20 protein-coding genes and 2 pseudogenes are annotated in these 22,398 nt (G+C 61.3%); 14 read left to right on the forward strand and 8 right to left on the reverse strand.

Annotated features, from left to right (window positions below; translation table 11 throughout):
• Window positions 1-67: 67 nt before the first annotated feature.
• The 5 genes from WD006_RS25450 to WD006_RS25470 are packed head-to-tail and all read left to right on the forward strand — an operon-like array spanning window position 68 to window position 4,065.
• Entirely contained in the window at window positions 68-1,657 is a 1,590-nt protein-coding gene (locus WD006_RS25450) for a cbb3-type cytochrome c oxidase subunit I (protein ID WP_029309515.1), read from the forward strand.
• Window positions 1,654-2,253, forward strand: a complete 600-nt coding sequence (locus WD006_RS25455) for a cbb3-type cytochrome c oxidase subunit II (protein WP_011518812.1) — start codon at window positions 1,654-1,656, stop codon at window positions 2,251-2,253. Before WD006_RS25450 ends, WD006_RS25455 begins: the two co-directional genes overlap by 4 nt.
• 15 nt (window positions 2,254-2,268) lie before the next feature.
• Window positions 2,269-2,877: a c-type cytochrome gene (locus tag WD006_RS25460; protein WP_011518813.1), complete on the forward strand. Its 609-nt coding sequence runs from the start codon at window positions 2,269-2,271 to the stop codon at window positions 2,875-2,877.
• Window positions 2,843-3,493 carry an SCO family protein gene (locus WD006_RS25465; protein WP_029309516.1) on the forward strand — a complete coding sequence of 217 codons (651 nt, stop codon included), beginning with the start codon at window positions 2,843-2,845 and terminating at the stop codon, window positions 3,491-3,493. Before WD006_RS25460 ends, WD006_RS25465 begins: the two co-directional genes overlap by 35 nt.
• Window positions 3,490-4,065, forward strand: a complete 576-nt coding sequence (locus WD006_RS25470) for a hypothetical protein (RefSeq protein WP_029309517.1) — start codon at window positions 3,490-3,492, stop codon at window positions 4,063-4,065. The genes WD006_RS25465 and WD006_RS25470 overlap by 4 nt, the downstream gene beginning before the upstream one ends.
• 6 nt (window positions 4,066-4,071) lie before the next feature.
• Here the strand turns inward: WD006_RS25470 and WD006_RS25475 are convergent, their stop codons facing one another.
• Both WD006_RS25475 and WD006_RS25480 read right to left on the reverse strand, forming a co-directional pair.
• Window positions 4,072-4,494, reverse strand: coding sequence for an SDR family oxidoreductase (locus WD006_RS25475; RefSeq protein ID WP_080711522.1), 423 nt, complete (start codon window positions 4,492-4,494; stop codon window positions 4,072-4,074).
• Between the two features lie 43 nt (window positions 4,495-4,537).
• Window positions 4,538-5,512 carry an alpha/beta fold hydrolase gene (locus tag WD006_RS25480; RefSeq protein ID WP_029309519.1) on the reverse strand — a complete coding sequence of 325 codons (975 nt, stop codon included), beginning with the start codon at window positions 5,510-5,512 and terminating at the stop codon, window positions 4,538-4,540.
• 132 nt (window positions 5,513-5,644) lie between these two features.
• On the opposite strand from WD006_RS25480, the gene WD006_RS25485 reads away from it, so the two are divergent.
• The 5 genes from WD006_RS25485 (at window position 5,645) to WD006_RS25505 (ending at window position 10,682) form a co-directional block, all read left to right on the forward strand.
• Entirely contained in the window at window positions 5,645-6,040 is a 396-nt protein-coding gene (locus tag WD006_RS25485; RefSeq protein ID WP_375199018.1) for an Rrf2 family transcriptional regulator, read from the forward strand.
• Between the two features lie 248 nt (window positions 6,041-6,288).
• Entirely contained in the window at window positions 6,289-7,335 is a 1,047-nt protein-coding gene (locus WD006_RS25490; protein ID WP_029309521.1) for an ABC transporter substrate-binding protein, read from the forward strand.
• 6 nt (window positions 7,336-7,341) lie between these two features.
• The gene (locus tag WD006_RS25495) at window positions 7,342-8,112 is read left to right on the forward strand and encodes an ABC transporter ATP-binding protein (RefSeq protein ID WP_029309522.1); all 771 of its coding nucleotides are present in this window, start codon (window positions 7,342-7,344) and stop codon (window positions 8,110-8,112) included.
• The gene (locus WD006_RS25500; RefSeq protein ID WP_029309523.1) at window positions 8,109-9,005 is read left to right on the forward strand and encodes an ABC transporter permease; all 897 of its coding nucleotides are present in this window, start codon (window positions 8,109-8,111) and stop codon (window positions 9,003-9,005) included. Before WD006_RS25495 ends, WD006_RS25500 begins: the two co-directional genes overlap by 4 nt.
• Before the next feature lie 129 nt (window positions 9,006-9,134).
• On the forward strand, window positions 9,135-10,682 hold the full coding sequence (locus WD006_RS25505; protein ID WP_375199015.1) for an amidohydrolase: 1,548 nt from the start codon (window positions 9,135-9,137) through the stop codon (window positions 10,680-10,682).
• A gap of 86 nt (window positions 10,683-10,768) precedes the next feature.
• On the opposite strand, the gene WD006_RS25510 is transcribed toward WD006_RS25505, so the two are convergent.
• The 3 genes from WD006_RS25510 to WD006_RS25520 all read right to left on the reverse strand — a co-directional run bounded on the left by WD006_RS25510 (window position 10,769) and on the right by WD006_RS25520 (window position 13,902).
• Entirely contained in the window at window positions 10,769-11,104 is a 336-nt protein-coding gene (locus WD006_RS25510; protein WP_008652374.1) for a 4Fe-4S dicluster domain-containing protein, read from the reverse strand.
• Window positions 11,101-12,750, reverse strand: coding sequence for an FAD-dependent oxidoreductase (locus WD006_RS25515; protein WP_011518823.1), 1,650 nt, complete (start codon window positions 12,748-12,750; stop codon window positions 11,101-11,103). Before WD006_RS25515 ends, WD006_RS25510 begins: the two co-directional genes overlap by 4 nt.
• Window positions 12,751-12,870: 120 nt before the next feature.
• Complete coding sequence (locus tag WD006_RS25520) at window positions 12,871-13,902, reverse strand: fatty acid desaturase (RefSeq protein ID WP_029309525.1); 1,032 nt, start codon at window positions 13,900-13,902, stop codon at window positions 12,871-12,873.
• Between the two features lie 73 nt (window positions 13,903-13,975).
• On the opposite strand from WD006_RS25520, the gene WD006_RS25525 reads away from it, so the two are divergent.
• The 4 genes and pseudogenes from WD006_RS25525 (at window position 13,976) to mqo (ending at window position 19,180) form a co-directional block, all read left to right on the forward strand.
• Window positions 13,976-15,124: a Bug family tripartite tricarboxylate transporter substrate binding protein gene (locus WD006_RS25525; RefSeq protein WP_231108898.1), complete on the forward strand. Its 1,149-nt coding sequence runs from the start codon at window positions 13,976-13,978 to the stop codon at window positions 15,122-15,124.
• A 63-nt stretch (window positions 15,125-15,187) separates the two neighbouring features.
• The gene (locus tag WD006_RS25530; RefSeq protein ID WP_029309526.1) at window positions 15,188-16,837 is read left to right on the forward strand and encodes a rhodanese-like domain-containing protein; all 1,650 of its coding nucleotides are present in this window, start codon (window positions 15,188-15,190) and stop codon (window positions 16,835-16,837) included.
• Between the two features lie 53 nt (window positions 16,838-16,890).
• A pseudogene (locus WD006_RS25535) lies at window positions 16,891-17,193 on the forward strand (ATP-binding protein); the annotation flags it as partial.
• A gap of 271 nt (window positions 17,194-17,464) precedes the next feature.
• Window positions 17,465-19,180 (forward strand): malate dehydrogenase (quinone), encoded by a 1,716-nt coding sequence (mqo, locus tag WD006_RS25540; RefSeq protein ID WP_029309528.1) that lies wholly within the window; start codon window positions 17,465-17,467, stop codon window positions 19,178-19,180.
• An 88-nt stretch (window positions 19,181-19,268) separates the two neighbouring features.
• Here mqo and WD006_RS25545 read toward each other — a convergent pair.
• From WD006_RS25545 to argH, 3 genes and pseudogenes are all read right to left on the reverse strand, one after another.
• Window positions 19,269-19,382: pseudogene (locus WD006_RS25545) on the reverse strand (AraC family transcriptional regulator); the annotation flags it as partial.
• A 230-nt stretch (window positions 19,383-19,612) separates the two neighbouring features.
• Complete coding sequence (locus WD006_RS25550) at window positions 19,613-20,575, reverse strand: Bug family tripartite tricarboxylate transporter substrate binding protein (protein ID WP_011518828.1); 963 nt, start codon at window positions 20,573-20,575, stop codon at window positions 19,613-19,615.
• A 46-nt stretch (window positions 20,576-20,621) separates the two neighbouring features.
• Window positions 20,622-22,124 (reverse strand): argininosuccinate lyase, encoded by a 1,503-nt coding sequence (gene argH / locus WD006_RS25555; protein ID WP_080711523.1) that lies wholly within the window; start codon window positions 22,122-22,124, stop codon window positions 20,622-20,624.
• Window positions 22,125-22,398 lie beyond the last annotated feature (274 nt).

Genomic DNA, 22,398 nt, shown 5'->3' on the forward strand with positions numbered 1-22,398 from the left:
ACGTTTCATCGTTCGCCTCGAACTCACCAGCGGATTCACGTCGGATACGCGTTGCCTGCGAGTCTTCATGAATACAGTCGCCATCCTGATGTCGGCGTTTCTGCTTTCAGTGTTTGCCCTCGGGGCATTCATCTGGAGTATGCGGAAGGGCCTGTTCGATACCTCGCCGGCCGCGGCACGCGTGATCTTCGCCGATGAGGAGGCTGGGCACTCGGAAGACCCAGCTTCGGCGCGCCATGGAATTGTCGACCGGTCGCGCGAAGAAGCCGACCGGTCATCCGGGCCAGTCGTGTTCCTGTTCATCTGTTGCGCGATGGTATGGCTTCTGGTTGCTTCGGTCGCCGGCCTGACCGCGTCGATCAAGCTGCACGAGCCCGATCTGCTGGCTTCGGTGCCATGGCTGTCTTTTGGTCGGATACGCACGATTCATTTGAACGCGGTGGCCTATGGCTGGGCGCCGATGGCGGGGCTTGGCATCGCGATGTTTCTGCTGCCGCGCCTACTGAAGACCGAGCTGATGGGCGGGCGCTGGGCCGTGCTGGGGGCCGCGCTCTGGAATGCCGGGTTGATCGCGGGTATCGGCAGTATCGCGGCGGGCATTTCCGATGGACTCGAATGGCTGGAGATTCCCTGGCAGGTTGACATCCTGTTCGTGATCGGCGGAGCTTTCGTCGGCTTTCCCCTTGTGTTGACGCTGGTGAATCGCAAGGTCGACCACCTCTATGTTTCCGTCTGGTACATGGGATGCGCGTTGTTCTGGTTCCCCGTGCTCTTTCTCGTTGCCAACATTCCGGGTCTCCATTTCGGCGTGGAGCAGGCCACTATGAACTGGTGGTTCGGGCATAACGTGCTGGGTCTGTTCTACACGCCGCTTGCGCTTGCCTCGATCTACTACTTCCTGCCGAAGATCATTGGGCAGCCTGTCAGGTCTTATGGCTTGTCATTGCTTGGGTTCTGGGCGCTGGCTTTCTTCTACGGACAAGTGGGCGGGCACCACCTGGTGGGCGGACCGGTACCGGGGTGGCTGATCACACTGTCAATCGTGCAGAGCATGATGATGTTGATCCCAGTCATCGCGTTCTCAATCAACCAGCACCAGACGCTACGAGGCCATTTTCGCCAGCTGATCGAATCCCCGACGCTTCGGTTCGTGACTTTCGGCGGCATGATGTACACGCTGAGCTCGATTCAGGGTTCCTTCGAGGCGTTGCGAGCCGTCAATCGCGTCACCCACTTCACGCACTACACGGTCGCACACGCGCATCTTGGCCTCTATGCCTTCGTGAGCTTCGCGTTCTTTGGCGCGATCTACTTCATCGTGCCGCGTATCACCGGTCGCGAGTGGCCGTACCGTTGGATGATCTATTGCCACTTCTGGCTGGCTGCCGGCGGGATCGGCGTCTACTTCGTCAGTCTGACCATTGGCGGTTGGCTGCAGGGCATGGCCATGCTTGATGCCGCTCGTCCGTTCATGGATTCGGTGCAGGTGACCATTCCTTATCTGAAGGCGCGGTCGGTGGGCGGCACGATGATGCTGGCCGGCCACCTTTGTCTTGTTGCGAACTTCGTATGCGCGATCTTCGGGTTTGGTCCCAACCGCGATCGTCCTGCGCTGTTTCACCAGGGCGGCAAGCCGGAGCAGGGAGTGGAAACATGAACAACGAAAACGCACTGCTTGCAGGTGGCATGACGATGCTGGCGATCGCCACCAGCGCATTGGTCGTGATCCCGTACCTGCAGTTGCATGACGTGAAGCCAACGCCAGGCCTGAAGCCGTACACCACAGCGGAGTTGCGTGGGCGCGGCGTGTATATCGCCAATGGCTGCATCTACTGCCATTCGCAGCAACCACGAGACAGCAGTTTCGCGCCCGATGCCAAACGTGGCTGGGGGCGAGCCGCCGTTGCCGGCGACTACTACTACGACAGCCCCCATCTTCTCGGCACCATGCGAACGGGGCCGGATCTGATGAACATCGGGGTGCGCCAGCCCAGCGCAGACTGGCATCTCGGCCATCTGTACCAGCCCCGTGCCTATGTCAGCGGCAGCATCATGCCGAGCTATCCATACCTGTTCGATGCCAAGGACGCTCCCGATGCCGGCGAGAAGGCCATCACCTTGCCACCAGGCTACGCGCCAGTTGGCAAGGTGATTGTTCCCACTGCGGCGGCGCTGGATCTTGTGGCATACCTGCAGTCACTGAACCGGACCGGGCCCGTATTGCCACCGATCAATGGCGCTGCGGCGCGCTGAAGGCAGGAGACTGCAATGACCGATGTTCGGGAAACACGGCAGGCCGAGGCGGCGCGTGCGCGCGAGCATGAAGACCCGCATGAGAACCAGGCGCCCATTCCGCGCTATGTGCTGGCAATGGTTGCCGTTTTGGTGGCATGGGGGGCGTGGTACATCGCCACGGCTCCAATCAATCAGGCGCCTGAACTGGGCGATCGCCGCACGCTGGCGGACCTGCGCGGCAATGCGAAGGGCGCTGGAGCGAAGGTCGACGGCGCCGCAATCTTTCAGAGCCGCTGCGTGGCTTGCCACCAATCCAATGGACAAGGCTTGCCCGGCGTCTTTCCGCCCCTGGCCGGATCGGAATGGGTCAATGGTAACGAGTCCCGTGTTGCACGGATTGTATTGCGAGGCGTGACCGGCAAGCTGACCGTCAAGGGCGCGGTCTATAACGGGGCGATGCCGGCATTTGCCGACCAGCTTACCGATGCCGAGATCGCGGCCGTACTGACACATGTACGCGTCCAGTGGGGAAATAGTGCTTCGGCAATTTCGGCGGAAGCCGTTGCGGCATCGCGTGCCGACACTGCCGGAATGAAAGGATCCTTCGATGGCGACGCCGCGCTTGGCGGGTCCGGCGGCTAGGCCGTGGCTGGCGCTTGCCGCCGTACTGGCGGCGGGCATCGGCGGGCTGCACGCGCTGACCTACGGGTTGTCGGCCTGGACACTGGACGAGCGGCGTGACCTGCGGATCGCGTCGCTGGATCTTCGAATGCCAGCGACTGCAGTGCGGAACCAGCAAGGGCATGGTGTGCAACTGTTTTCCGGAAACGCGACGTCGACGGTGTACATCGTGGATTTCATCTACACACGCTGCAATACCGTATGTAGCGCGCTGGGCGGCGAGTTCGCGCAGTTGTCTCACCAGGTCAAGGCCGATGGCTTGTCAGGTCAACTTGGTCTTGTTTCGATTTCACTCGACGCGCGCGATACGGCTGGCGACTTGAAAACGTACGCAGCAACGTATCGGGCGAGCTTGCCAGAGTGGGAGGTGGTCACCGCAAGCGATTCGCGCGAACTGAACGCGTTGCTACGCCAGGCGGATGTGATAGCGATCCCGGATGGGATGGGCGGCATCACGCATAACGGGGCACTCGACGTGGTTTCCGCGAATGGTGTGGTTTTGGCCACGTATCCAATGGAGCAATTTCAACAGGCGTATTTGTTTGCACGAAGCGTCGTGCGTCAGGCGGCGCGATGAGCAGGAAGTCATGGCATTTCGTTCTGCTGATTCTCCTGATTCCGGCGCTGCCCCCGCTCCGTGACGTCGTCGAGGCATCGATGTCTTCGCTGATGTTGTGTCTGCTGCCATGTCTGGCCGTGGCGGGTTGGGCCTTCGCCGAGCTATATGTCATAAGTCGCCGGAGCCTAATGGACGCGATGCGGCCCTACGGACTCGCTCTCTGTACCCTGTGCACATTTTCATATGGCGTCTGGATGGTGCCCATTGCCATTGACCTGTCCAGAATGTCGATGGCTACGGGCATTGCGCGCGATGCTTCGGTGTGCGTGGCGGGATTTTCGATGGCGCTTGCAATCCGCATTTCGCCGTGGCCCGTTTTACTCTTCTTCATTGGCAACTTGGTCTGGATGGGCGTGACAGTTGGATTGATCTTCGTTGAAGAGCCGGTGCGACTCTGCGCGAACTATCTGCTCGGAGACCAACATCAGGCCGGAGCGGGCATCGTCGCTTACTCGGCCGGCGCAGGACTATGGTTGCTTGGATGGGTTTGTCGCAAGGCGGGTCTTGCGGATCTGTCATCGGATATCTAGCTCGCTTCACTCCACATCACCGCCGTCGATCTGCAGGACGGTGCCGGTTGCGAAGCCGTTGGCAATCAGGAAGCGGCCCGCCTGGGCGAGTTCCGATGCAGTACCCACGCGACCGACCGGAAGACCCGCGCCGATGCCGTGTAGCACACTGGCGCGCGCGTCGGACGGCAGAAAGTCCCAGGTCGGGGAATCGACCACGCCCGGGGAGACGACGTTGACGCGAATCGGTGCCAGCTCCACGGCCAGCGTTCGCGCCAGTCCGTCGAGCGCCGCCACGATGCTGGCTCCTGCGTTGGCCTTGTACGCGGCGCCTTCAGCCAGTGAACGCAGAATGGTTCGACGGACCGGTCGATACGAGCACGTTTCGCAGCTTCTCCCAATGACAGTGCCTGACCGACCCGTAGTAGTCCCTTGTTGCTGAGCTGGCAATGTCCGGTGACGCGCCAGGAAGGGACAGCGATGATCGATGGTGTCAAAGCTCCCGGAGAAACTCGACTAACGCTGCGTTGACGACGTCCGGTGCTTCTTGGGGTAACCAGTGTCCTGCCGTCGGTACCACATCAGACTTGCGCAGCTTTGGTACGATTTTGGGCATGGCATCGATGATTTCACGCATGCCAGGCATAGCGAGCCCTGTGTCTCTTTCGCCGACAAGGTAAAGGGCAGGCACTTCGATGCGAAGCCCCTCAAACGCTGCTTGCATTTCCCAGTTTCTGTCGAGGTTCCGGTAGTAGTTCAGGCCGCCTCGAAAGCTAGAGACATTGAAGGCGCGTACGAACGCTTCGAGATCGGAGGAGCCAAGCCAATCCGGCAATGACGGGAAATCACCGAGGGCATCGAGATATTGCTTGCCCCGGGGTACCAGTCCGAACGGGTTCGGAGTGCTGGCGTCGCGAACGCCGACATCGCCCGAGGCCGAAAAATAGATCTTGCGAAGGGTCGCAGCAACGTCTCGCTTAAGCTCGCTTTCGGCGAGTCCAGGTTTGGAGAAGTAATGGGTGTAAAACCACGCTTGGTCGTTCTGCGGAAACAGGCGACTTGGCGCAAATGGCGCGCGGCCCATCATCGGAACGCCGAGCGCCACGACACCCCGAAATCGGTCGGGCCGGAGCATTGCCGCCTGCCACGCAATAGTCGCACCCCAATCGTTTCCGACGATGACCCCTTCGCTTTCGCCGAGTACGCCAACGAGCGCAACGAGATCGCCGACAACGTCAAGCGTCGTGTATTGCCCAATACCTTCAGGGCAGTCGCTCAACCCATATCCGCGCAAGTCTGGCGCGACAGCGTGAAAACCAGCTTGCGCCAGTGCTGCGAGTTGATGTCGCCAAGCATGCGATGTCTCAGGAAACCCGTGGCAAAGCAGCACCAAGGGCCCCTCGCCTTGCTCTGCGACATGCAGTCGGATGCCGTTGGCTTCAATAAAGTTCTGACGGTAGGCGCTCATCGTGGCTCGGAATCATGGTCGTTTACAGCACGCATTGCATTAGCGTAACATCAAACATTACGGAAACTCAATAGTTCTGCTTTCATGCGATTCGACACCCGATTGGCCCGACTCCTGCACGTTCTGGTGCACATGCATCTACGCGGTGGTTCAACCACGTCTGAGAACATTGCATTGATGCTGCACACCAACCCAGTTGTGGTTCGAAGAACGATGGCGGCGCTGCGCGATGCAGGTTACGTCCAATCCACGGGTGGACGAGGGGGCGGATGGGACCTTGCGAGAGACCTTGAGGACTTCACGGTAAAGGATGTCTACGTGGCGATTGCACACACCGCGCTTTTCGCACTCGGCCCTGCTGACGACAACCCGGCATGCCCGGTAGAGGCTGCGGTGAATCGCCACATCAATGAGGCACTGAGTTCTGCGGAGATGACGATGCTTCGGATTTTTGGAGAGAAGCGCCTGGCCGAAATCGCCCGAGATGCTACCTCGTCGATATCAGGGAAACCCAGTGGCCAGGTCTAAGACCGCGTGAATTGACTGCCGCCAGAGCAATTGCCATGACCGCGCCGGAATTGCGTGCTTGCCACGCTCGATCTGTGCGGATGCCTGCGGTGAGAGCAGTTAGGCGAGTAGCCTTTCCCGGTGCGATGAAACGGTCTTATGTGCTGAATCTACGAACCAGTTCCGCAGTTCGATAGTTGAAATGCTTCCTTGTGTGCCACCAGGTGGATTCCTAAGATTGCCCAGTTTGCAATTGCTTGGAGTGGTACATGAGTTCGGTCTTCGAGGCCTCCGACGTCAACGGAGGTCGACGTTCGCTGTTGCGGGGAATCGGCGCTGTGGCGGCAGGTGTTTCAGGCGTGCTGCCCGGTCTGTCGCTGGCGCAACAGCGCGAACAGGCGACGCTAGCCACAGGCAGTGCTGGCTACACGTGGGCCCTGACAGCGGTGGCCGAGAGCGCCGGCTACTGGAAGAAGCGCAATGTGGACCTGCGCGTCCAGGACTTCACGACGGGCCGTGACGCCATGCAGGCGTTGCTGGGTGGCTCGGCGAACTTTTCGACGACGACGGATACGCCACTGGTATTTGCCGTGCTGCAGGGCCTCAAGCCGGCGGTACTCGCGAACTTCAGCCGCTACTCGTATGACATGAAAATCGTCGCCAGCGAGCGCAGTGGGATTGATCCCAGGAACCCGGCAAGTCTCAGGGGAAAGAAGATTGGCACCCCCGCTGGCACGTCGGGCCAGTATGCGCTGGCGAAGTATCTGGAGTTCGCCAAACTGGCACCAGGCGACATCACGCAGATCAATATCGCGCCTTCGGACCTGGTAGGTGCGCTGGTACGCGGTGATATCGACGCATTCTCCTGGACGGCACTGGCTGGCAGTGCCGCACAGCGTCAGAGTGGCGGGAAGGTGGTGTTTCTCACCCAGAATGGCTACGAGAAGTACTTCCGTAGCCATCAGTTGCTGCTGGTCAATCAGGCCACGCTCAGCAGTCGAAAGCCCCTGCTGTCCGATGCAGTCAATGCCTTGCTTGATGCGGAGAACCATATCCACACCAACGCAGCCTGGCCGGAGCAGGTGTCGAGCCGCGTTCGCAGCACGCCAGAAGAGATCCGCCAGTTCACCTCTACGTTCGAGTTCAAGGTGGAGTTCAACAAAAGCTTCGTCGAAGATCTGGTCAGCCAGGCCCAATGGGCCATCGACAACAAGCTTGCCCCTCGTCCCAAGGGCGATTTGCGGGAGCTGTTTCGCAGCGTGATCCACGACGAGACGTTGAAATCCATCAACCCGAGCCGTGTCAGTCTGGGGTGATCGTGTATGGGTGAGCTTATTCAGTTCCAGCACGTCTCGCAGTTCTTTGCGGTACGCGATTCCACGCCGACACAGGCGTTGAACGAAGTATCGCTGGACGTTCGCGCCGGAGAGTTCGTTTGCCTGATCGGCCCGTCGGGCTGTGGCAAGACCACGCTGATGCATCTGCTGGCAGGCTTTGTGAAGCCGACCGCTGGCGCGGTGCGCTTTCGCGGTGAGCCAGTGAGGGGGCCGGGCCCTGAGCGTGGCGTCGTGTTCCAGGAGTACGCGCTGTTTCCCTGGATGACCGCGCGCCAGAACGTGGAGTTCGGCTTGCGTGCGTTGAAGGTGGATGCCGGAGAGCGCAAGCGGCGTGCACTGCAGGCGTTGGAGCGGGTACATCTGTCCCATGCGGCGGATCGCTATCCCAATGAACTGTCTGGTGGCATGCGCCAGCGTATTGCCGTGGCGCGCTCTCTGGTCGTGGAGCCTCAGGTGCTGCTGATGGACGAGCCATTCGCCGCAGTGGACGCGATGACGCGGGCGTCGCTGCAGAACGATCTGCTGCGTCTTTGGCAGGAGATCGGCGTGTCGGTGCTGTTCGTTACCCACAACATCGATGAAGCAATCTTCCTCGCGCAGCGAGTGGTGGTCATGGCCGCGCACCCTGGAAGCGTCAGGGCCGATATTGCAATCGAGTTGCCGTACCCGCGCCAGCGCGGTTCGCTGGAGTTCGCGCAGCACTATGCCGAAATCGAGTCGGCGCTGGCGGAAGGTTACGAAAGGCGTGCAGGATGAGTTTCCCGAGTATTGCGCAACCCAAACTGGGCGCGGAAGGCAGGCGTCAAGGTGGCGCGGCAGCCACTGTCGCCGACACAGCGTCGCTGGCCGAGCGATTCCAGCAAGATTCCGAACGACAGGAGCGAAGCCGGCGTCGCGGACGCATCGCGCTGAATCTGCTGGGCGTGGCCTTGTTTCTCCTCGCATGGGAGGCGATTCCGCATGTGTTCGAGTGGATCAATCCGGCGCTGTTTCCGCCGCCGTCCAAGGTGCTGGAGGCCGCTATCCCCTTGATTCGGTCAGGTGAACTCTTCGGGCACATCGGCATGAGCTTGTTGCGTGCCATATCAGGTTTTGTCATGGCTCTGGTGCTGGGCATTTCCGTGGGTGTGCTGACCGCACGCATTCCCTTGCTGCAGTATGTGAGTGAACCAGTGCTGCATGGCTTTCGCTCAGTGCCGTCGCTGGCCGTCGTCCCGCTGGCAGTGCTGTGGTTCGGCATAGGCGAGGCACCCAAGGTTGCGCTGATTGCCTGGGGAGCGTTCTTCCCGATCTGGATTACCACCTTCATCGGCGTGCGCGACACCAACGTGGTGTACCTTCGTTCGGCGGCTTCCCTGGGCGCGGGGCGGTTGCAGCAGCTGTTCCTCGTAGTACTGCCGGCGGCTTTGCCCTTTATTCTGGCCGGCGTACGTCAGGCGCTAGCGGTGTCGCTGGTCGTACTGGTCGCTGCGGAACTCTCCGGGTCGACACAGGGCATTGCCTACATGATGTCGCTGGGACATCAGCTTTTCCAGGTGGAGATCATGTTCATCGGACTGGTGCTGCTGGGCGTGTTCGGTTTCCTGGCGGATCGCTTGTTCCTTCTGGTGACGCGCAAGCTGTTCCCGTGGTATCACACGGTCAGCTAAGACATGGGAGCGACACGAGGTCTGCTCCTCCTGTATAACGCGCAGATCCATACATTCGACGCCCGGCACCCGGGCGCTCACGCAATCGCGCTGTGCAACGGTAGCGTGGTGGCGCTGGATGACGCTGCCATGGCGCTCGCGCAGCAGGCCGAAGCCGTACGCGACTTACAAGGTGCGTGTGTCATTCCGGGCTTTAACGATACCCACGCGCACATGGAGCGAGAAGGGCTGAAGACGCTTCGGCCTTCGCTTGCACAGGCCCGCAGCGTGGCGGACGTGTTGAACGTCGTTCGCGAACGGGCGAGATTGACGCCGAAAGGGCAGTACATCGTCACCATGCCGGTGGGTACGCCGCCTTACTACTTCGGCGGGCCCGCACAGTTGCGGGAGGCGCGCATGCCCACTCGCGAGGAGCTCGACGCAGCCGCGCCGGATCATCCGGTCTACATTCCGGCGCACTTCGGCAACTGGGGCAAGCCGCCGGGACGCGCGGCACTCAACAGTCTGGCGCTGCGGAGAAACGGACTCACGCCTGCCAGTCAGCCACGCTGCGCCGGCGTGGAGATCGGGCTGGACGCACAGGGGCAACTGAACGGTGAGATCGTCGAACACAACAATCGCCCGACGATTGAGTTTGACTTGCTTCCGGATGTGCCCCGATTCGGCTTTGCCGAGCGGATTCAAGGGCTACGTATCTCACAGCGCCTTTATCATGCGCAGGGCGTCACCAGCATCTACGAAGGCCATGGCTCGGCGCCGGAGACAATCTCCGTGTATCGCCGGTTGTGGGAGGAGGGGGAGCTGACCATGCGCACCAGCCTGGTGGTGAGCCCAACGTGGGACAACCTGACTGAGGCGGCACGTGCGATGCGGGATTGGCTGGCAGTGGCCCGTGGGCGAGGTCTTGGTGACCCGTGGTTGCGCGTGAGCGGCGTCCATCTGGCCTATGGAGGTGACGCCGCCGTGGCCTGTTGCGCGCGGCAGGACTTGCCGAACACCGGATGGTCGGGCTTCGTCGAGCAGGCCGTGACGCCGGCAGACTATCGGGCCCTGTGTTTCCTCGCGGCCGAGCATGATCTGCGAGTCAACACCATTGTGGGCGATCGTCTGCATGAGATCGTTCCGGTGCTTCGCGAGGTGGACGCAAGATTTCCGCTGAACGGGCGGCGATGGGTGATGCAGCATATTGCCCGTGCGCGTCGCGAAGACTTGCTGGTGCTGAAGTCGCTCGGCATTCTGGCCACCACTATTCCGACGTATTGCCTCTGGAAAGGTGGCAGCGCCTATCTCGACGAGACGGACGGTGGAAACGCCGTAGTGCCACATGCTACGTTCGAGGAGTTGGGGCTGACGTACTCCCTTGCGACCGACAACATCCCTTATCAGCCGTTTTTCACCCTCTGGGTGGCGGCACGCAGGCAGGAGCGCGTCAGTGGCCGTGCCATCGGGCCCGGGCAGGCACTGTCTCTGCAACAGGGCCTGGCTGCGTTCACGGTGGCAGGTGCGCGGCTGACGTTCGACGAAGACTGGAAGGGGCCGCTCTATCCCGGCTACGCGGCCGATCTGGCAGTGCTGTCGGATGACCCGTTTTCGCAGGAGCCCGAAGAATGGAAGACATTGCACAGCACGCTCACCATCGTGGGAGGCCGGGTGGTGCATGAAGCCGAAGCGGCTTGAGTGAGGCCCGGGAGCCGGACTGGCCCTTGCCAGTCCCTGGTCCGCCGATAGCGGTAGCAGTCGCAGGCTGCGAGCGACTCCCTCGCTCAGCGGGCACCCGGCATACTGAGGAGTTGATATGAGTCGTCTACGCCCCGTTTCTCCGGAAATCCGCGATTCCAGCCAATGTTTTTGCGGTAGCTCCCCAGCAGTTCCTCGCGCACCAGCGATTGCTCGCTCACGCCGGTCGAAGCCTCGGCGTTGGGAGAGACGAACATGGCATCCTCCGGGCACCAGGCCTCGCACATGAAGCAGGTCTGGCAGTCGGCCTGTCGGGCAATGGTCGGTGCGGCCTGAGGCACGGCATCGAACACGTTGACCGGGCAGACGCGGACGCAGATGTTGCAGCCAGTGCAGCGGCTTTCGCTAATGAGTTCGATCATGCGGCAATACCTTCCTGCTCGGCCCTGGCTTGCGCCGATCGCGGACCACCTTGAGTGTCATAGGCCAACGGACGGGCCCAGACCTGGTCCAATCCTCCGCTGACGATATGGTGGTGCTGCGTGGGATCCAGCTGCAAGTGGTCGTAACGCTTGTGCATGCCGCGGGATTCCTTGCGGGCGAGGGCGCTGGCGTACATCCAGCGCGCAGTGGCAAGCATGGCCGCTGCCTCGCGCGCGGCAAGCATCTGCTCCACCGCCGCAGGCGCGGACTCGCGCACGCCGAGCCACGCGTCATCCAGACGACCGAGCGAAGGTGCCAGTACGTCGGCGTGGCGAAAGTAGTTGCGGTCGAATGGGAATACCTCGTCCTGCACGGCTCGGGTGAGCGCGGCAGGATTGATGGTCTGGCGGCCGGCACCAGAAATGGCCGCGACACCGGCGCCCCGCGCCGAGCGCTGGTTGGTGTCGCGCTGGAGTGCAAACCTCGCCGCCCCTTGGCCGGCCCATGAGCCGGAGGAAATCGCCCAGGCTGCATTGTGGCTGCCGCCTCCGGTAAATCCGCCGCAGATGGGCTCGCGCGTAGCAGCATCTCCGGCGGCATACAGGCCGGACACGCTGGTGGCGCAGTCTTCGCTGGTGATACGCAACCCGCCGGTTCCGCGTACCGTGCCTTCGAGACGCAGCGTGACGGAAAAGCGTTGTGTGAAAGGATCGATGCCCTGACGGTCGAACGGCAGGAAGAAGTTGGGCTGCGAGGCGCGCATGGCCAGACGTGTCGCCTCATCGGCCTTGTCCAACCGGGCGTAGACCTTCTGCCGATTTAGCTCGCGCGCGATCACGCTACGCCCCCCTTTGGATGCGGCGCCGGGAATCACCTCGCCAGCTTCATCGGTGAAAGAGGCCCAGTTGTAGAACATGGTCTTGGTAACCGAGCCGCTTTCGGGCGCGATGGCATAGGCGTTGGAGAACTCCATGCCAGACATCTCGGCACCCACTTCCGCACTCATCAGCAATCCGTCACCAGTGAGGACATTGCAGCCGAGCGCACGACTCAGGAACGCGCAGCCACCGGTGGCGATGACGACCGCTTTGGACCTGACTCGCCATTGTGAGCCGTTCTGGCGGTGAACACCGCGCGCGCCAGCCACGCTGCCATCGTCAGCCTGCAGCAGTTCCAGCGCGGGGCTTTGGTCCAGAATCTTCACGCCCGCCTGCACCACGCGTTTGCGCATCAGCCGCATATACTCGGGCCCCTGCAATGACACGCGCTGTGAGCGGCCCGTCGCATCGAGGGGGAATGGATACCCGTGATCGGCCAACTCATTCATGCCATGCCACGTGCGGTCCAGCACGCGTTCCATCCAACGATAGTCCGCCAGGCGACCACCCATGTCGTAGCGGCTGTCCATGGCGGTCTCGCGTTTACCTTCGTCCGGCGAGATGTACCACACCGTGGTTCCTGCCGCCGCCGTCGCTCCGGAAGAGCCGCAGTATCCCTTCTCCGCCAGCACGACGTTTGTGGCGCCGTTGCGTACGGCCTCCAGTGCAGCCCACGTACCTGCGGGACCGCCGCCTATCACCAGGACATCAGCTTCCAACTCGGTATCTGTGGATGACGAGGATTTCGTGCGCTTGACCTGATTCATTTGTCACTCCAAGGTTTCATGCAGCAACCAGCAATGCTAGGCAACACATCCCGACATGGGAATGAAGCTTTTGGCATTAGTTAGTGCGCAAACTGGCGCACGACGTCTGTCCGACGTTGCCTACCAGCGCGGATGGACCGGGTCGAAGACTGAGGTGCGCCAGAAGCGCCTGGCGATCTCAGCATAGCCACGGTAGTAGAAGCCGCCATTGCCGTGTAGTACTGCGGCGCGATGCGCGCGGAAATAACGGGGGATGTGATACCAGGGCAGTGTGGGAAACAGGTGATGCACGTAGTGGAGGTTGTTGTAGAGGTAAAGCAGGCCACCAATGCTGTTGGATTCCACGATAGCCGTGCGTTCCACTGGACGTTCACCCCAGCGATGCTCGGTGAACGTCCGGAGCTGACCGAGCATCATGCCGGGATAGACGAAGTACAGCAGGTACTCCCACCAGCGCATGCCGGCCAGCGCCAGCGCGAAGTACAGCAAGGGCATCGCGGACAACGCATGTATCGCCCAGATCTTCAGACGACTGAAATCGCCTGCCATCAGGCACCGATACTCATTGCGCGCGAGCCGTACCAGACGCAGGAAGGGGGCGCATATCAAACGCACTGGCAGGATCTGATTGGCGCGATAGATCGCGCGCCATGTGACGCTCATTGCCTGCCATTGAGTGGGGCTGTGGTACGCGGTTTCCGTGTCCTTCTGGGGGTGGGTGAGATGGACATTGACGTGGTGCGTGCTGTGTCCCTTGTTATAGAACGGATACGGTAGCCACAGGTTGATGGGTGGCCAGACTACGGCAGTACGCAACCAGATCGGCAGGTGCCGCATGGCGTGAATGGATTCGTGCTGCAGGGAAAAATGGAGCTGCGCGACATAGCCGCCCGCCAGGAACAGCAGCGGCCCGGGGATGCTTGCGTGCCACCAGACCAACGCGGCCCACGCGGCATAAAGTACGGCGGCCAGTGCAATGGTGGGAAGTTCATAGCGGTCCCAGGCATGCGACGAGCGTTTCGGCGTGGGCAGCCGCGTCGAGTGGGCTGGCGATGTGCTGGAGTCGGTTGCCGGCACTTTGGCCTTTCCCGTTGGTGCGCTTTCGATGGTCTTGGTGGCTGGGCCAGTGCTCACGGGCGTGACAAGGGACATGGTGGCAAGTTCGTAACACTCCGCCGCTCACCATGTAACGGAAGAGGGCGGGGCGCGGTCGGTGTCTGGAGAAATGGTTGTCATCGTAGGAGGCTGGGCCGCGCCGTCGCAACGAAGATTCGGATATGTGAATACACGAATTTCTTCGTTCCCTTGGGTATTCGCTTCGGCATCCAATGGATGTCTGTTTGCATTACGTCTAGCGAAAATTCCAATGAAGCACTCACATCAGCAGCGCAGAAAAATCGGGTTCAACGGGGTCATATTCGGCATGCTGGTGTGCCTTGCAACGTGGTTGCCAGAGGCGAATGCCGCGCCCACGGATGCCTATCCCAGCAAGCCGATTCGGGTGATCGTGCCGTATCCCGCAGGCGGCATTGCCGACAAGGTGGCCCGCGATGCGGCCGATGAGCTAGGCAAGCGCCTGTCGCAGACGATCGTGGTGGAGAATCGCCCGGGCGCGGCAGGCAATATCGGCTTTGAGTGGGTGGCACGACAGCCCGCGGACGGCTACACGCTGTTGCTGGCACCTGCTTCCAACCTGACCGTACAGCCGGCGTTGTTCAAGCATCTGTCCTACGATCTGGATCGCGACTTCACCCCGGTTTCCCTGCTGGTGCTAACCCCGCAGGTGCTGGTGGTGAACCCGAGCTTTCCGGTGAACTCGGTGCGTGAACTGATCGAATATTCGCGTGCGTACCCGAATAAGGTCAATTTCGGGGCAAGCATCGGCTCCTATGCGCATCTGGCGGGCGAGAAGCTCAAGACAGAGACTGGCGCGAACTTCACCTCCATTCCATATCAAGGTTCGGTGCCTGCTCTCAACGATCTGATGGGCGGACAGATCCAGTTCATGTTCACGGAGATGGCGACTGCGCTGCCCTATATCCAGGGCGGCAAATTGAAACCCCTGGCAGTCGCCTACAAGAACCGTGTGTCATGGTTGCCCAACGTGCCGACACTGAAGGAGCTTGGCTTGCAGAACTTCGAAGTGACGTCCTGGTACGCCATCGTTGCCCGCAGTGGAACGCCCCCGCAGATCGTCCAGCAGCTGTCGCGCGAACTGAACAATATCGTTCAAGCGCCTGGGTTCAAGAAACGCTACACCGATATCGGGGCAACAACGGTAGGCGGTCGTCCGGAGGAACTCGGTAGATTCGCGCGGCAGGAAGCCGTCCAGTGGATTGAAGAGGTCAAGCGCGTGGGCATCGAGCCAAACTGAGATTGATGTCTTGCTACATCTATCGCATTGAGATGAGCAACGATATCCAAGGGAGTTGTTTCTATGGCAAGCATTTCGCCGCCACGTCTGAAGGCGTGGCTTGAGGAGGGAAGCGAGCTGGCGTTGCTCGACGTCTCCGAAGGGCGCTATTTCGCGGCGGGACACATCATCGCATCGCGGCACCTGCCGTTGTCGCTGTTGGAGCTCGAAGCGCCGCAGATCCTGACGCGGCGGGACGTACCTGTCGTCCTGGTCAGCGCGGACCCGCGTGCAGGTGCCGCGTCCGAACAGGTTGCGCGCGCTGCGGCTGTCCTGCGGCGGTTGGGCTACCAGGAGATCCATGAACTCGAAGGTGGCCTTTCCGCGTGGGTGGCGAGTGGCGGCGTCCTGATCGATGGCTACAACGCATTGGTCAAGGCGTTCGGCGAAGAAGTCCGCAAGCACTACGGTGTGGATGAACTGTCGCCAGAGGCGTTGGCCAGGCGCCTGGATCAGGGGCAGCCGACAAGCGTGGTGGACGTACGCACGCTGGTTGAGCATCAATTCAGCACGTTGCCAGGCGCGCTGAACTACCCCGGCACGGAATGGCCGCTGCGACATTTGCCGCAGCGCGAACCGGATCACTTGTGGGCAGTGCACTGCTTCAGTCGGACGCGCGGCGTGATTGGCGCGGCGACAACGCGCGTGGTACATGGCCAGCATGTACCGGTGGCATGGGTGGGGGATGGTGTCATGGCTTGGGTGGTTCAGGGCGAAGACGACGTGCGGCAGGCGCCAGAGCCGGGCGACGTGCTGCCCCCCCTGATTGAGTCGGATGCCGTGGCGCGCGCGAATGCGCTGATCGCGCGATACGCCTTGCCCGTGGTGGATGCCGCCACCGTACAGCGGTGGCGCGGTGAGGCCACGCGGAACGTGCAGTGCTTCGATCTGCGGCCTGGCGCCAAGTCACGACCCGGTGTGGTGGCGGTGTCTGGTGGCCAGTTGCTGATGCACTTCGAGAACCTGGTGGCGGTACGCAACGCCAGCATGGTGCTGGTGGACGAGCCGCATCGCCTGCGATCGGCAATCACCGCGTTCTGGCTGCTGCAGTTGGGCGAGGCGCAGGTCTACATCCTCGATGCGCGGCCCGACCACGACTTGGCGAACTTCGAAGCGTTGCACGAACCGCCAATGCAGTTGCCGGCGTCTTCGGCGCAACCTCAGCCAGTTAGCGCCGTACAGCTCTCGCACCATATCGCCCACGCCGGCGCACGTGTCGTGGACGTGGGGCCGAGCATCGACTTCCTGCGCGGGCATGTTCCCGGCGCTTCCTATGCGACCGCTTCGGAGCATGGTGCGCTTGGCGCGGCATTGGCCGATGCGGTAGCCAACGGGCAGCGGTTGGTGCTGACATCGCCCGACGGCAGGCAGGCCTTGCTCGCAGCGCGAGATTTGCTGGATGCCGCGCGCAATGTCTACGGCAGCGCCACGGCGGAGAACGCGCTGCAATGGCTGCAAGGGGGCACGGATGCCTGGCGTGCCGCCGGCCAGACGCTTGAAACGGGGGTGGAAGATGATCGGTTGCTCACGCCTTTCCTGGATGACTGGGGTTCCATCATGCGCGTGCCCGAGTGCCAGCGCATTCCCGCCTGGGAGCGATACCTCCACTGGGAACGCAATCTCGCGCCGCGCGTGACGCAAGATCCTGCCGTACGGTTCCGGTTCTTTGACTAGAGCGGAAACGGGCCATGGCAGAAAGGGTGGGCGGCATCGATCCAGCATCAGCGCGCTACGCGCACCGCTCAATCTCGCTGCGTGCAACAACGGGCGCCGGTGGTTCTCTGGTGTTGACGGTCGAGGACGATGGTCCTGGCATTCCTGCCGCGGATCGTGTACGTGTCTTCAAACCGTTTCACCGGCTGGACTCGAGCCGCGATCGCCATACGGGCGGTTTTGGCCTCGGGCTTGCGATCGTGCGCCGCGTGGCGCTCATTCATGGTGGCGATGTGCGCCTCGACAGCGGTTCATGGGGTGGAGCACGCTTCATGATGACATTGCCGCCCATGCCGGATGAGGCCACGGTCGCGTAACGCTAGACAAGAGTTTGCGCATGTTGGGCTTTCGCTGGTATGTGCCGAGTACTGCGCAAGAATTCGACGATCCTCATTTCTACATTAGGGTTTGCACCTAGCGTTTTACTCGGCGTGCGTTACAATCCGCGCTTTCGTATCGCCCGGCATGTGGAATTGCTTCCGACCCGCCGTGCACTGACAAGACAGCGCCCCCCCAGTCTGAATCAACGTCGGCAAGGTCCGGCTTGGTCAGTCTGTCGACGCTGCACGCATATTTGAAGTGACTCCCATGACTCAAACGGACAACAAGACCGTGGCTGGCCGCGGCGGCAAGCCCTTCACCCGTCGTAAATTCCTTGCAGCCGCCGTCGGTGCCGCAGCCGCATGGGGCGGATACTCGTACTTTTTCGGCAGCCAGTACCGAGCCGCGAAGGCGGATCGCAAGGTCGATGTGCTGCTGATTGGCGGCGGCATCATGAGTGCGACGCTCGGCGTCTATCTGAAGGAGTTGGAGCCGAACTGGACGTGTGAGGTTTTCGAGCGTCTGGATAAAGTCGCGGAAGAAAGCTCGAACGGCTGGAACAACGCCGGTACCGGACACTCGGCGCTTTGCGAGCTGAACTACACGCCGATGGACGATAAGGGGAACGTCCATATCGCCCAGGCCATCAACATCAACGAGAACTTCCAGATTTCCCGCCAGTTCTGGGCGCATCAGGTGCGCAAGGGTGTTCTCGGCAATCCGCGTGAGTTCATCAACTCGACGCCGCACATGAATCTTGTCTTCGGGCAGGAGAACCGGGAGTTCATTCGCAAGCGCGTCGAGGCACTCAAGGCTTCGCCTCTGTTCGCCGGCATGGAAATGACGACCGAACCGGCGAAGATTGCCGAGTGGATTCCGGTCATGATGGAAGGTCGCAAGCCCGATGAGGTGGTCACCGCCACGCGTTCGCCGCTGGGTACGGACGTGAATCTGGGCGAAATCACGCGTCAGTTCTACAAGCACCTGTCCGGCAATTCGGGAGTGAAAGTCACCACCGGCTATGAAGTGCGTTCGATTACACGGAATGAGGACGGCACCTGGCGTGTGTCCGCGTTCGACACGAAGGATGGCTCCCAGATCCAGACGGTGGATGCGCGAAACGTGTTCATTGGCGCAGGTGGCGCTGCATTGCCGCTGCTCCAACTGTCCGGCATTCCCGAGGCGAAGCAATATGGTGGCTTCCCGGTTGGCGGCGAGTTCCTGGTCACCGACAAGCCTGAGATCGCGTCGCGCCATCTGGCAAAGGTCTACGGTCTTGCGGATACCGGTTCGCCTCCGATGTCGGTGCCCCACCTGGATACCCGCGTGCTCGATGGCAAGAAGGTGATCCTTTTCGGGCCGTTTGCCACGTGGTCCAGCAAGTTCCTCAAGAACGGCTCGTATTTCGACCTGGCCAAGGCGACGACGCCGTCGAACGTCATTCCTCAGTTGCAAGTCGGCGCTCACGAATTTGCGCTCGTGAAGTATCTTGCGCAGCAATTGGCGCTGTCCCGCGAAGAAAAGATGGCGGCGCTGCGCCGCTACATGCCCGAGGCGAAGGACGAGGACTGGCGTCTGTGGGAGGCCGGACAACGCGTGCAGATCATCAAGAACGATCCGGAGAAGGGCGGCGTACTGAAGCTTGGCACGGAGGTCGTGGTCTCTGGCGACCGTTCAGTATCTGCACTGTTGGGCGCTTCGCCGGGCGGCTCGACGTCGCCAGCGATCATGTTGTCGTTGCTCGAGCGCGTTTTCCCCGAACAGATGAAAACGGCGGCCTGGCAGCAAAAGATTCATGAGATCGTGCCCAGCTACGGAAAAAAGCTCAACGAAAACCCGCAGCTTCTGGCAAAGGAATGGGCGACCACGGCAGAAACGCTGCAACTGGCCATTGCTCCGCCAAGCCTGGACGGCGTTGTCCCGGCCACCGCCCCAATGATGAACCCGGGTGTGGTGAAGAAGGTGCCCGATATGGCCCTGTAAGGCCTGCGCTGCGCGCTGGGGCAGCACCAGGCGCGCGCATCCGCTTTGCCTACACCGCTGGTGTCGAACCGAATAGGCGCTTGAACTAGCGGCTGAACTGCGTGGAACTCGTGTAGCCCACGGCGTGGCTGGCTGGATCCGCGCTCAGGCCTTGGCGGACCATCAAGAGGCGGGCCTGATGCAGACGCGTCGACTTGACGTACCATGGGCCAATCGCTCGCTCTTGCTGCGCGACCCTGATGGGAATCTCGTCAATATTTTCTCTCGCCCCAAGCGTTGAGGAAACCAGGCGTCATGGCTGGTCGCCGCGTCGTTGTTCTTTCGTTCGCGAGCGGTTGCTTCGGAATCCCCCCAGGAAAAAGGCCCTCCACGAGGGAGGGCCAATACTGCCCAGTGTTTCGCTGGCAGCGTCCGCCTTGGCAGAGTGTCGATTCAGTCCAGGGAGATCTTGGCGTGCTCGATCACTTCACCCCAACGTTTCCCTTCCTTTTCCATGAGTCGGGTCATGTCCGCACTGGAGCCGGGGTACGGTCGTGCGCCTTGCTCTGCCAGTTGGGAAATAAATCGCTTGTCTTTGGTCACGACCAGCAGGGTGTCTTGCAGCTTCTTGATCACCTCCGGTTTGGTACCGGCAGGCGCCATCAAGCCGTACCACGACTCGACAACTGCATCCTTTACACCGGCTTCCGCAAACGTCGGTACGTCGGGAATGGCGGGGTCACGCTTTTCGCTGGCGACTGCCAGCAGGCGAACCTTTCCAGCCCTCGCATAAGGCAGCACGTTGGGCAGGTTCGCGAAGATGAGCTGTACCTGCCCCGAGAGCAAATCGACACCGGCCGGGCCAGCGCCCTTGTACGGCACATGTACGAAATTGGCTCCGGTTCTGGACATGAAAAGTTCACCTATCAGTTGATTGATCGAGCCGATTCCAGCGGACGCCATGTTCAACTTGCCGGGATTAGCCTTTGAGTAGCCAACCAGGTCCGAGACGTTCTTCGCGGGAGCATTGCTGGATACGGCCAGAACATTCGAAACGGTTGCGAACAACGCAACCGGAACCAGCTTCTTGGGATCGTACGGTAGCCGCTTGGTAAGCAGAGGCTGAACGGCCTGTCCCATCGAGCCCAGCAGCAACGTATATCCATCCGGGGTGGCCTTGGCGACAAATCCGGCGCCAATCGCGCCGCCCGCACCGGCCTTGTTGTCGACGACAACTGGCTGACCTAGCTGCTCCCCCATATGCTCGGCAACCAGCCGCCCCATCATGTTCACCGTACCACCTGCCGCAAAGGGCACCACCAGCATGATTGGCTTCGAGGGATAGGTCTCTGCGCGCACACCCAGGGAGAGTGCCGCGAGGGACATAAACAAGGCAAAGGACTTCGACTTCAACATAACCAGCGTCTCCTTCGGTATTTTTTCGTAAGCGTCACGCTGGTTCTCAGGCAACCAGCTTGCTCACGGCTTCATTGAGTGCCAGTTGCGATCGACTCAGTCGGCCGCGCGCCTCGCTGACCCATTGGCGATCCGCAGCGCGTTCTTGCGCCGCGCGTTCGAGCAGTCGCGCAACCTGCTGCGGCCCGACGCTGCCTTCCGTAATCCGGGTTTCGACAAAGCGAACCGGATCGAGCGCATCACGTACCGCCGCGTCGCCCAGATTCAGCGCGATACCCACCGTTTCGAGAGCTGCCTCATCGAGACGGCTGCTGGTCAACTGATCGGGACGCAGTCCTTGCGCCACGCAGTTGCGCACCGCACGGGCGACGATGTGGTGCACCTGGCGGAAGGACAGACGTCGTTCACGCACGACGACGTCCGCCAGATTGCTCGCGGTGCACCAGCTTCCCTTGAGCGATTCGGCCATGTGGTCCTGATGCACGATCAGCGTTTCCATGACGCCAGTGAACAGATCGAGCATGCTTTCTGTCGTTGCCAATGCCTCGTCGATATGTGAGACGGTACGCATGGCCTGGTCGCCGGTCCCTTCCGCGCGGAACGTGGCCAGCGCCGCGCTCAGCCACGTCACGGCAGGACCGGCGGCCTTCCTGATGGTCTCCAGTGCGACCGGGTTCTTCTTCTGCGGGAAGATGCTGCTCGTACCACAGTAGCTGTCATCGGATTCAACCAGTCCGAACTCGGCACTGGACCAGATATGCAGGTCGGTAGCCAGATCGTTCAAATCGGCCATGATGAACGACAGTGCGCAGATCGCATCCGCTGCATCGAAAGCTTCGCGGCCAAGCTTGGAGTTCTCGATTTGGCCGTCGAATCCGAGCAGTTCCGTGGTTCGCTCGCGATCAAGCGGCCATGACGTGCCGGCAAGACCCACGGTTCCCAGTGGATTGCGGTTGACGCGTCCGTAAGCTTGAGCCAGACGCTCGAAGCTGTCATGCAATCGGGAGCTGAAGCTGAGCAGATAGTGTCCGAACACCCATGGCTGGGCCTGCTGCATATGGGTGTAGCCGGGCATGATCGTGTGCGCGTGGTGGCGCGCTTGTTCGGCAATCGCCTCCTGGAATACGTTCAACTGGTCCATCACATCCAGCATGCGGTTGCGCTTGTACAGGCGGCGTACCGTGGCGCCCTGATCGATGCGGCTGCGGCCGGTGTGCATCTGGCCGCCCACGTCCTCGCCGATGGCGCCGAAGAGATACGACTCGATCTGCAGAAGAAGGCTGCCCTTGCGCACATCCACGGGAAACGCGGAGGGCTGCATTCTCCGAATGATCAGCAATTGCTCCAGGATGGCCCGACCGGTCTCCGCCGAAAGAATGCCCTGTTCCACGAGCATGGTCGTATGGGCAAGATCAACGGCGACGAACTCGTGAAACTGCCTGCGTTCGCGCTCGAGCCCTGGCAGTGCGTAGTGCTTCGTCAACCGGGAGGCAGGAGGCGAACTCAGGCGAGCCTCGGCAAGTAGTGTTTCGTGGGGAGTCGATGTCATGGTAACAAGCGAGGCAATCGGCGCCTGGCCATGCGGACGGCGCTTCTCTACCCAGCAATAATGCGGTTCAGACGGGGGCCTCGCCCCGCGCGCTGCAAGCAGATCGCGCCGGGCGAACGATCGGAATGAACCTTGGCGAAAGACCGCGGCGCGGTCACTTCTGCTAGTCCGATTCCATGACTCGATGATGAATTTTTGGTCCGCGAGGCACAACTACAGACACGGTTGGACGCGCATAAGGAAATCTTCTACTTATGCGTGGTTTCACTGCGGC

The organism is Cupriavidus sp. Met-2 (genome assembly GCF_049843575.1).
GTDB classification, from domain to species: Bacteria; Pseudomonadota; Gammaproteobacteria; order Burkholderiales; family Burkholderiaceae; genus Cupriavidus; species Cupriavidus metallidurans.

What these genes read in the sequence shown, in the direction of transcription:
- WD006_RS25480 (WP_029309519.1), bottom strand. Translation starts at nt 5,512, where the DNA reads ATGAGCGCCTACCGTCAGAACTTTATTGAAGCCAACGGCATCCGACTG.
- WD006_RS25465 (WP_029309516.1), top strand. Translation starts at nt 2,843, where the DNA reads ATGGCGACGCCGCGCTTGGCGGGTCCGGCGGCTAGGCCGTGGCTGGCG.
- WD006_RS25460 (WP_011518813.1), top strand. Translation starts at nt 2,269, where the DNA reads ATGACCGATGTTCGGGAAACACGGCAGGCCGAGGCGGCGCGTGCGCGC.
- WD006_RS25490 (WP_029309521.1), top strand. Translation starts at nt 6,289, where the DNA reads ATGAGTTCGGTCTTCGAGGCCTCCGACGTCAACGGAGGTCGACGTTCG.
- WD006_RS25495 (WP_029309522.1), top strand. Translation starts at nt 7,342, where the DNA reads ATGGGTGAGCTTATTCAGTTCCAGCACGTCTCGCAGTTCTTTGCGGTA.
- WD006_RS25455 (WP_011518812.1), top strand. Translation starts at nt 1,654, where the DNA reads ATGAACAACGAAAACGCACTGCTTGCAGGTGGCATGACGATGCTGGCG.
- WD006_RS25485 (WP_375199018.1), top strand. Translation starts at nt 5,645, where the DNA reads ATGCATCTACGCGGTGGTTCAACCACGTCTGAGAACATTGCATTGATG.
- mqo (WP_029309528.1), top strand. Translation starts at nt 17,465, where the DNA reads ATGACTCAAACGGACAACAAGACCGTGGCTGGCCGCGGCGGCAAGCCC.
- WD006_RS25510 (WP_008652374.1), bottom strand. Translation starts at nt 11,104, where the DNA reads ATGATCGAACTCATTAGCGAAAGCCGCTGCACTGGCTGCAACATCTGC.
- WD006_RS25515 (WP_011518823.1), bottom strand. Translation starts at nt 12,750, where the DNA reads ATGAATCAGGTCAAGCGCACGAAATCCTCGTCATCCACAGATACCGAG.
- WD006_RS25500 (WP_029309523.1), top strand. Translation starts at nt 8,109, where the DNA reads ATGAGTTTCCCGAGTATTGCGCAACCCAAACTGGGCGCGGAAGGCAGG.
- WD006_RS25470 (WP_029309517.1), top strand. Translation starts at nt 3,490, where the DNA reads ATGAGCAGGAAGTCATGGCATTTCGTTCTGCTGATTCTCCTGATTCCG.
- WD006_RS25520 (WP_029309525.1), bottom strand. Translation starts at nt 13,902, where the DNA reads ATGTCCCTTGTCACGCCCGTGAGCACTGGCCCAGCCACCAAGACCATC.
- WD006_RS25450 (WP_029309515.1), top strand. Translation starts at nt 68, where the DNA reads ATGAATACAGTCGCCATCCTGATGTCGGCGTTTCTGCTTTCAGTGTTT.
- WD006_RS25550 (WP_011518828.1), bottom strand. Translation starts at nt 20,575, where the DNA reads ATGTTGAAGTCGAAGTCCTTTGCCTTGTTTATGTCCCTCGCGGCACTC.
- WD006_RS25505 (WP_375199015.1), top strand. Translation starts at nt 9,135, where the DNA reads ATGGCGCTCGCGCAGCAGGCCGAAGCCGTACGCGACTTACAAGGTGCG.
- WD006_RS25525 (WP_231108898.1), top strand. Translation starts at nt 13,976, where the DNA reads ATGGTTGTCATCGTAGGAGGCTGGGCCGCGCCGTCGCAACGAAGATTC.
- WD006_RS25530 (WP_029309526.1), top strand. Translation starts at nt 15,188, where the DNA reads ATGGCAAGCATTTCGCCGCCACGTCTGAAGGCGTGGCTTGAGGAGGGA.
- argH (WP_080711523.1), bottom strand. Translation starts at nt 22,124, where the DNA reads ATGACATCGACTCCCCACGAAACACTACTTGCCGAGGCTCGCCTGAGT.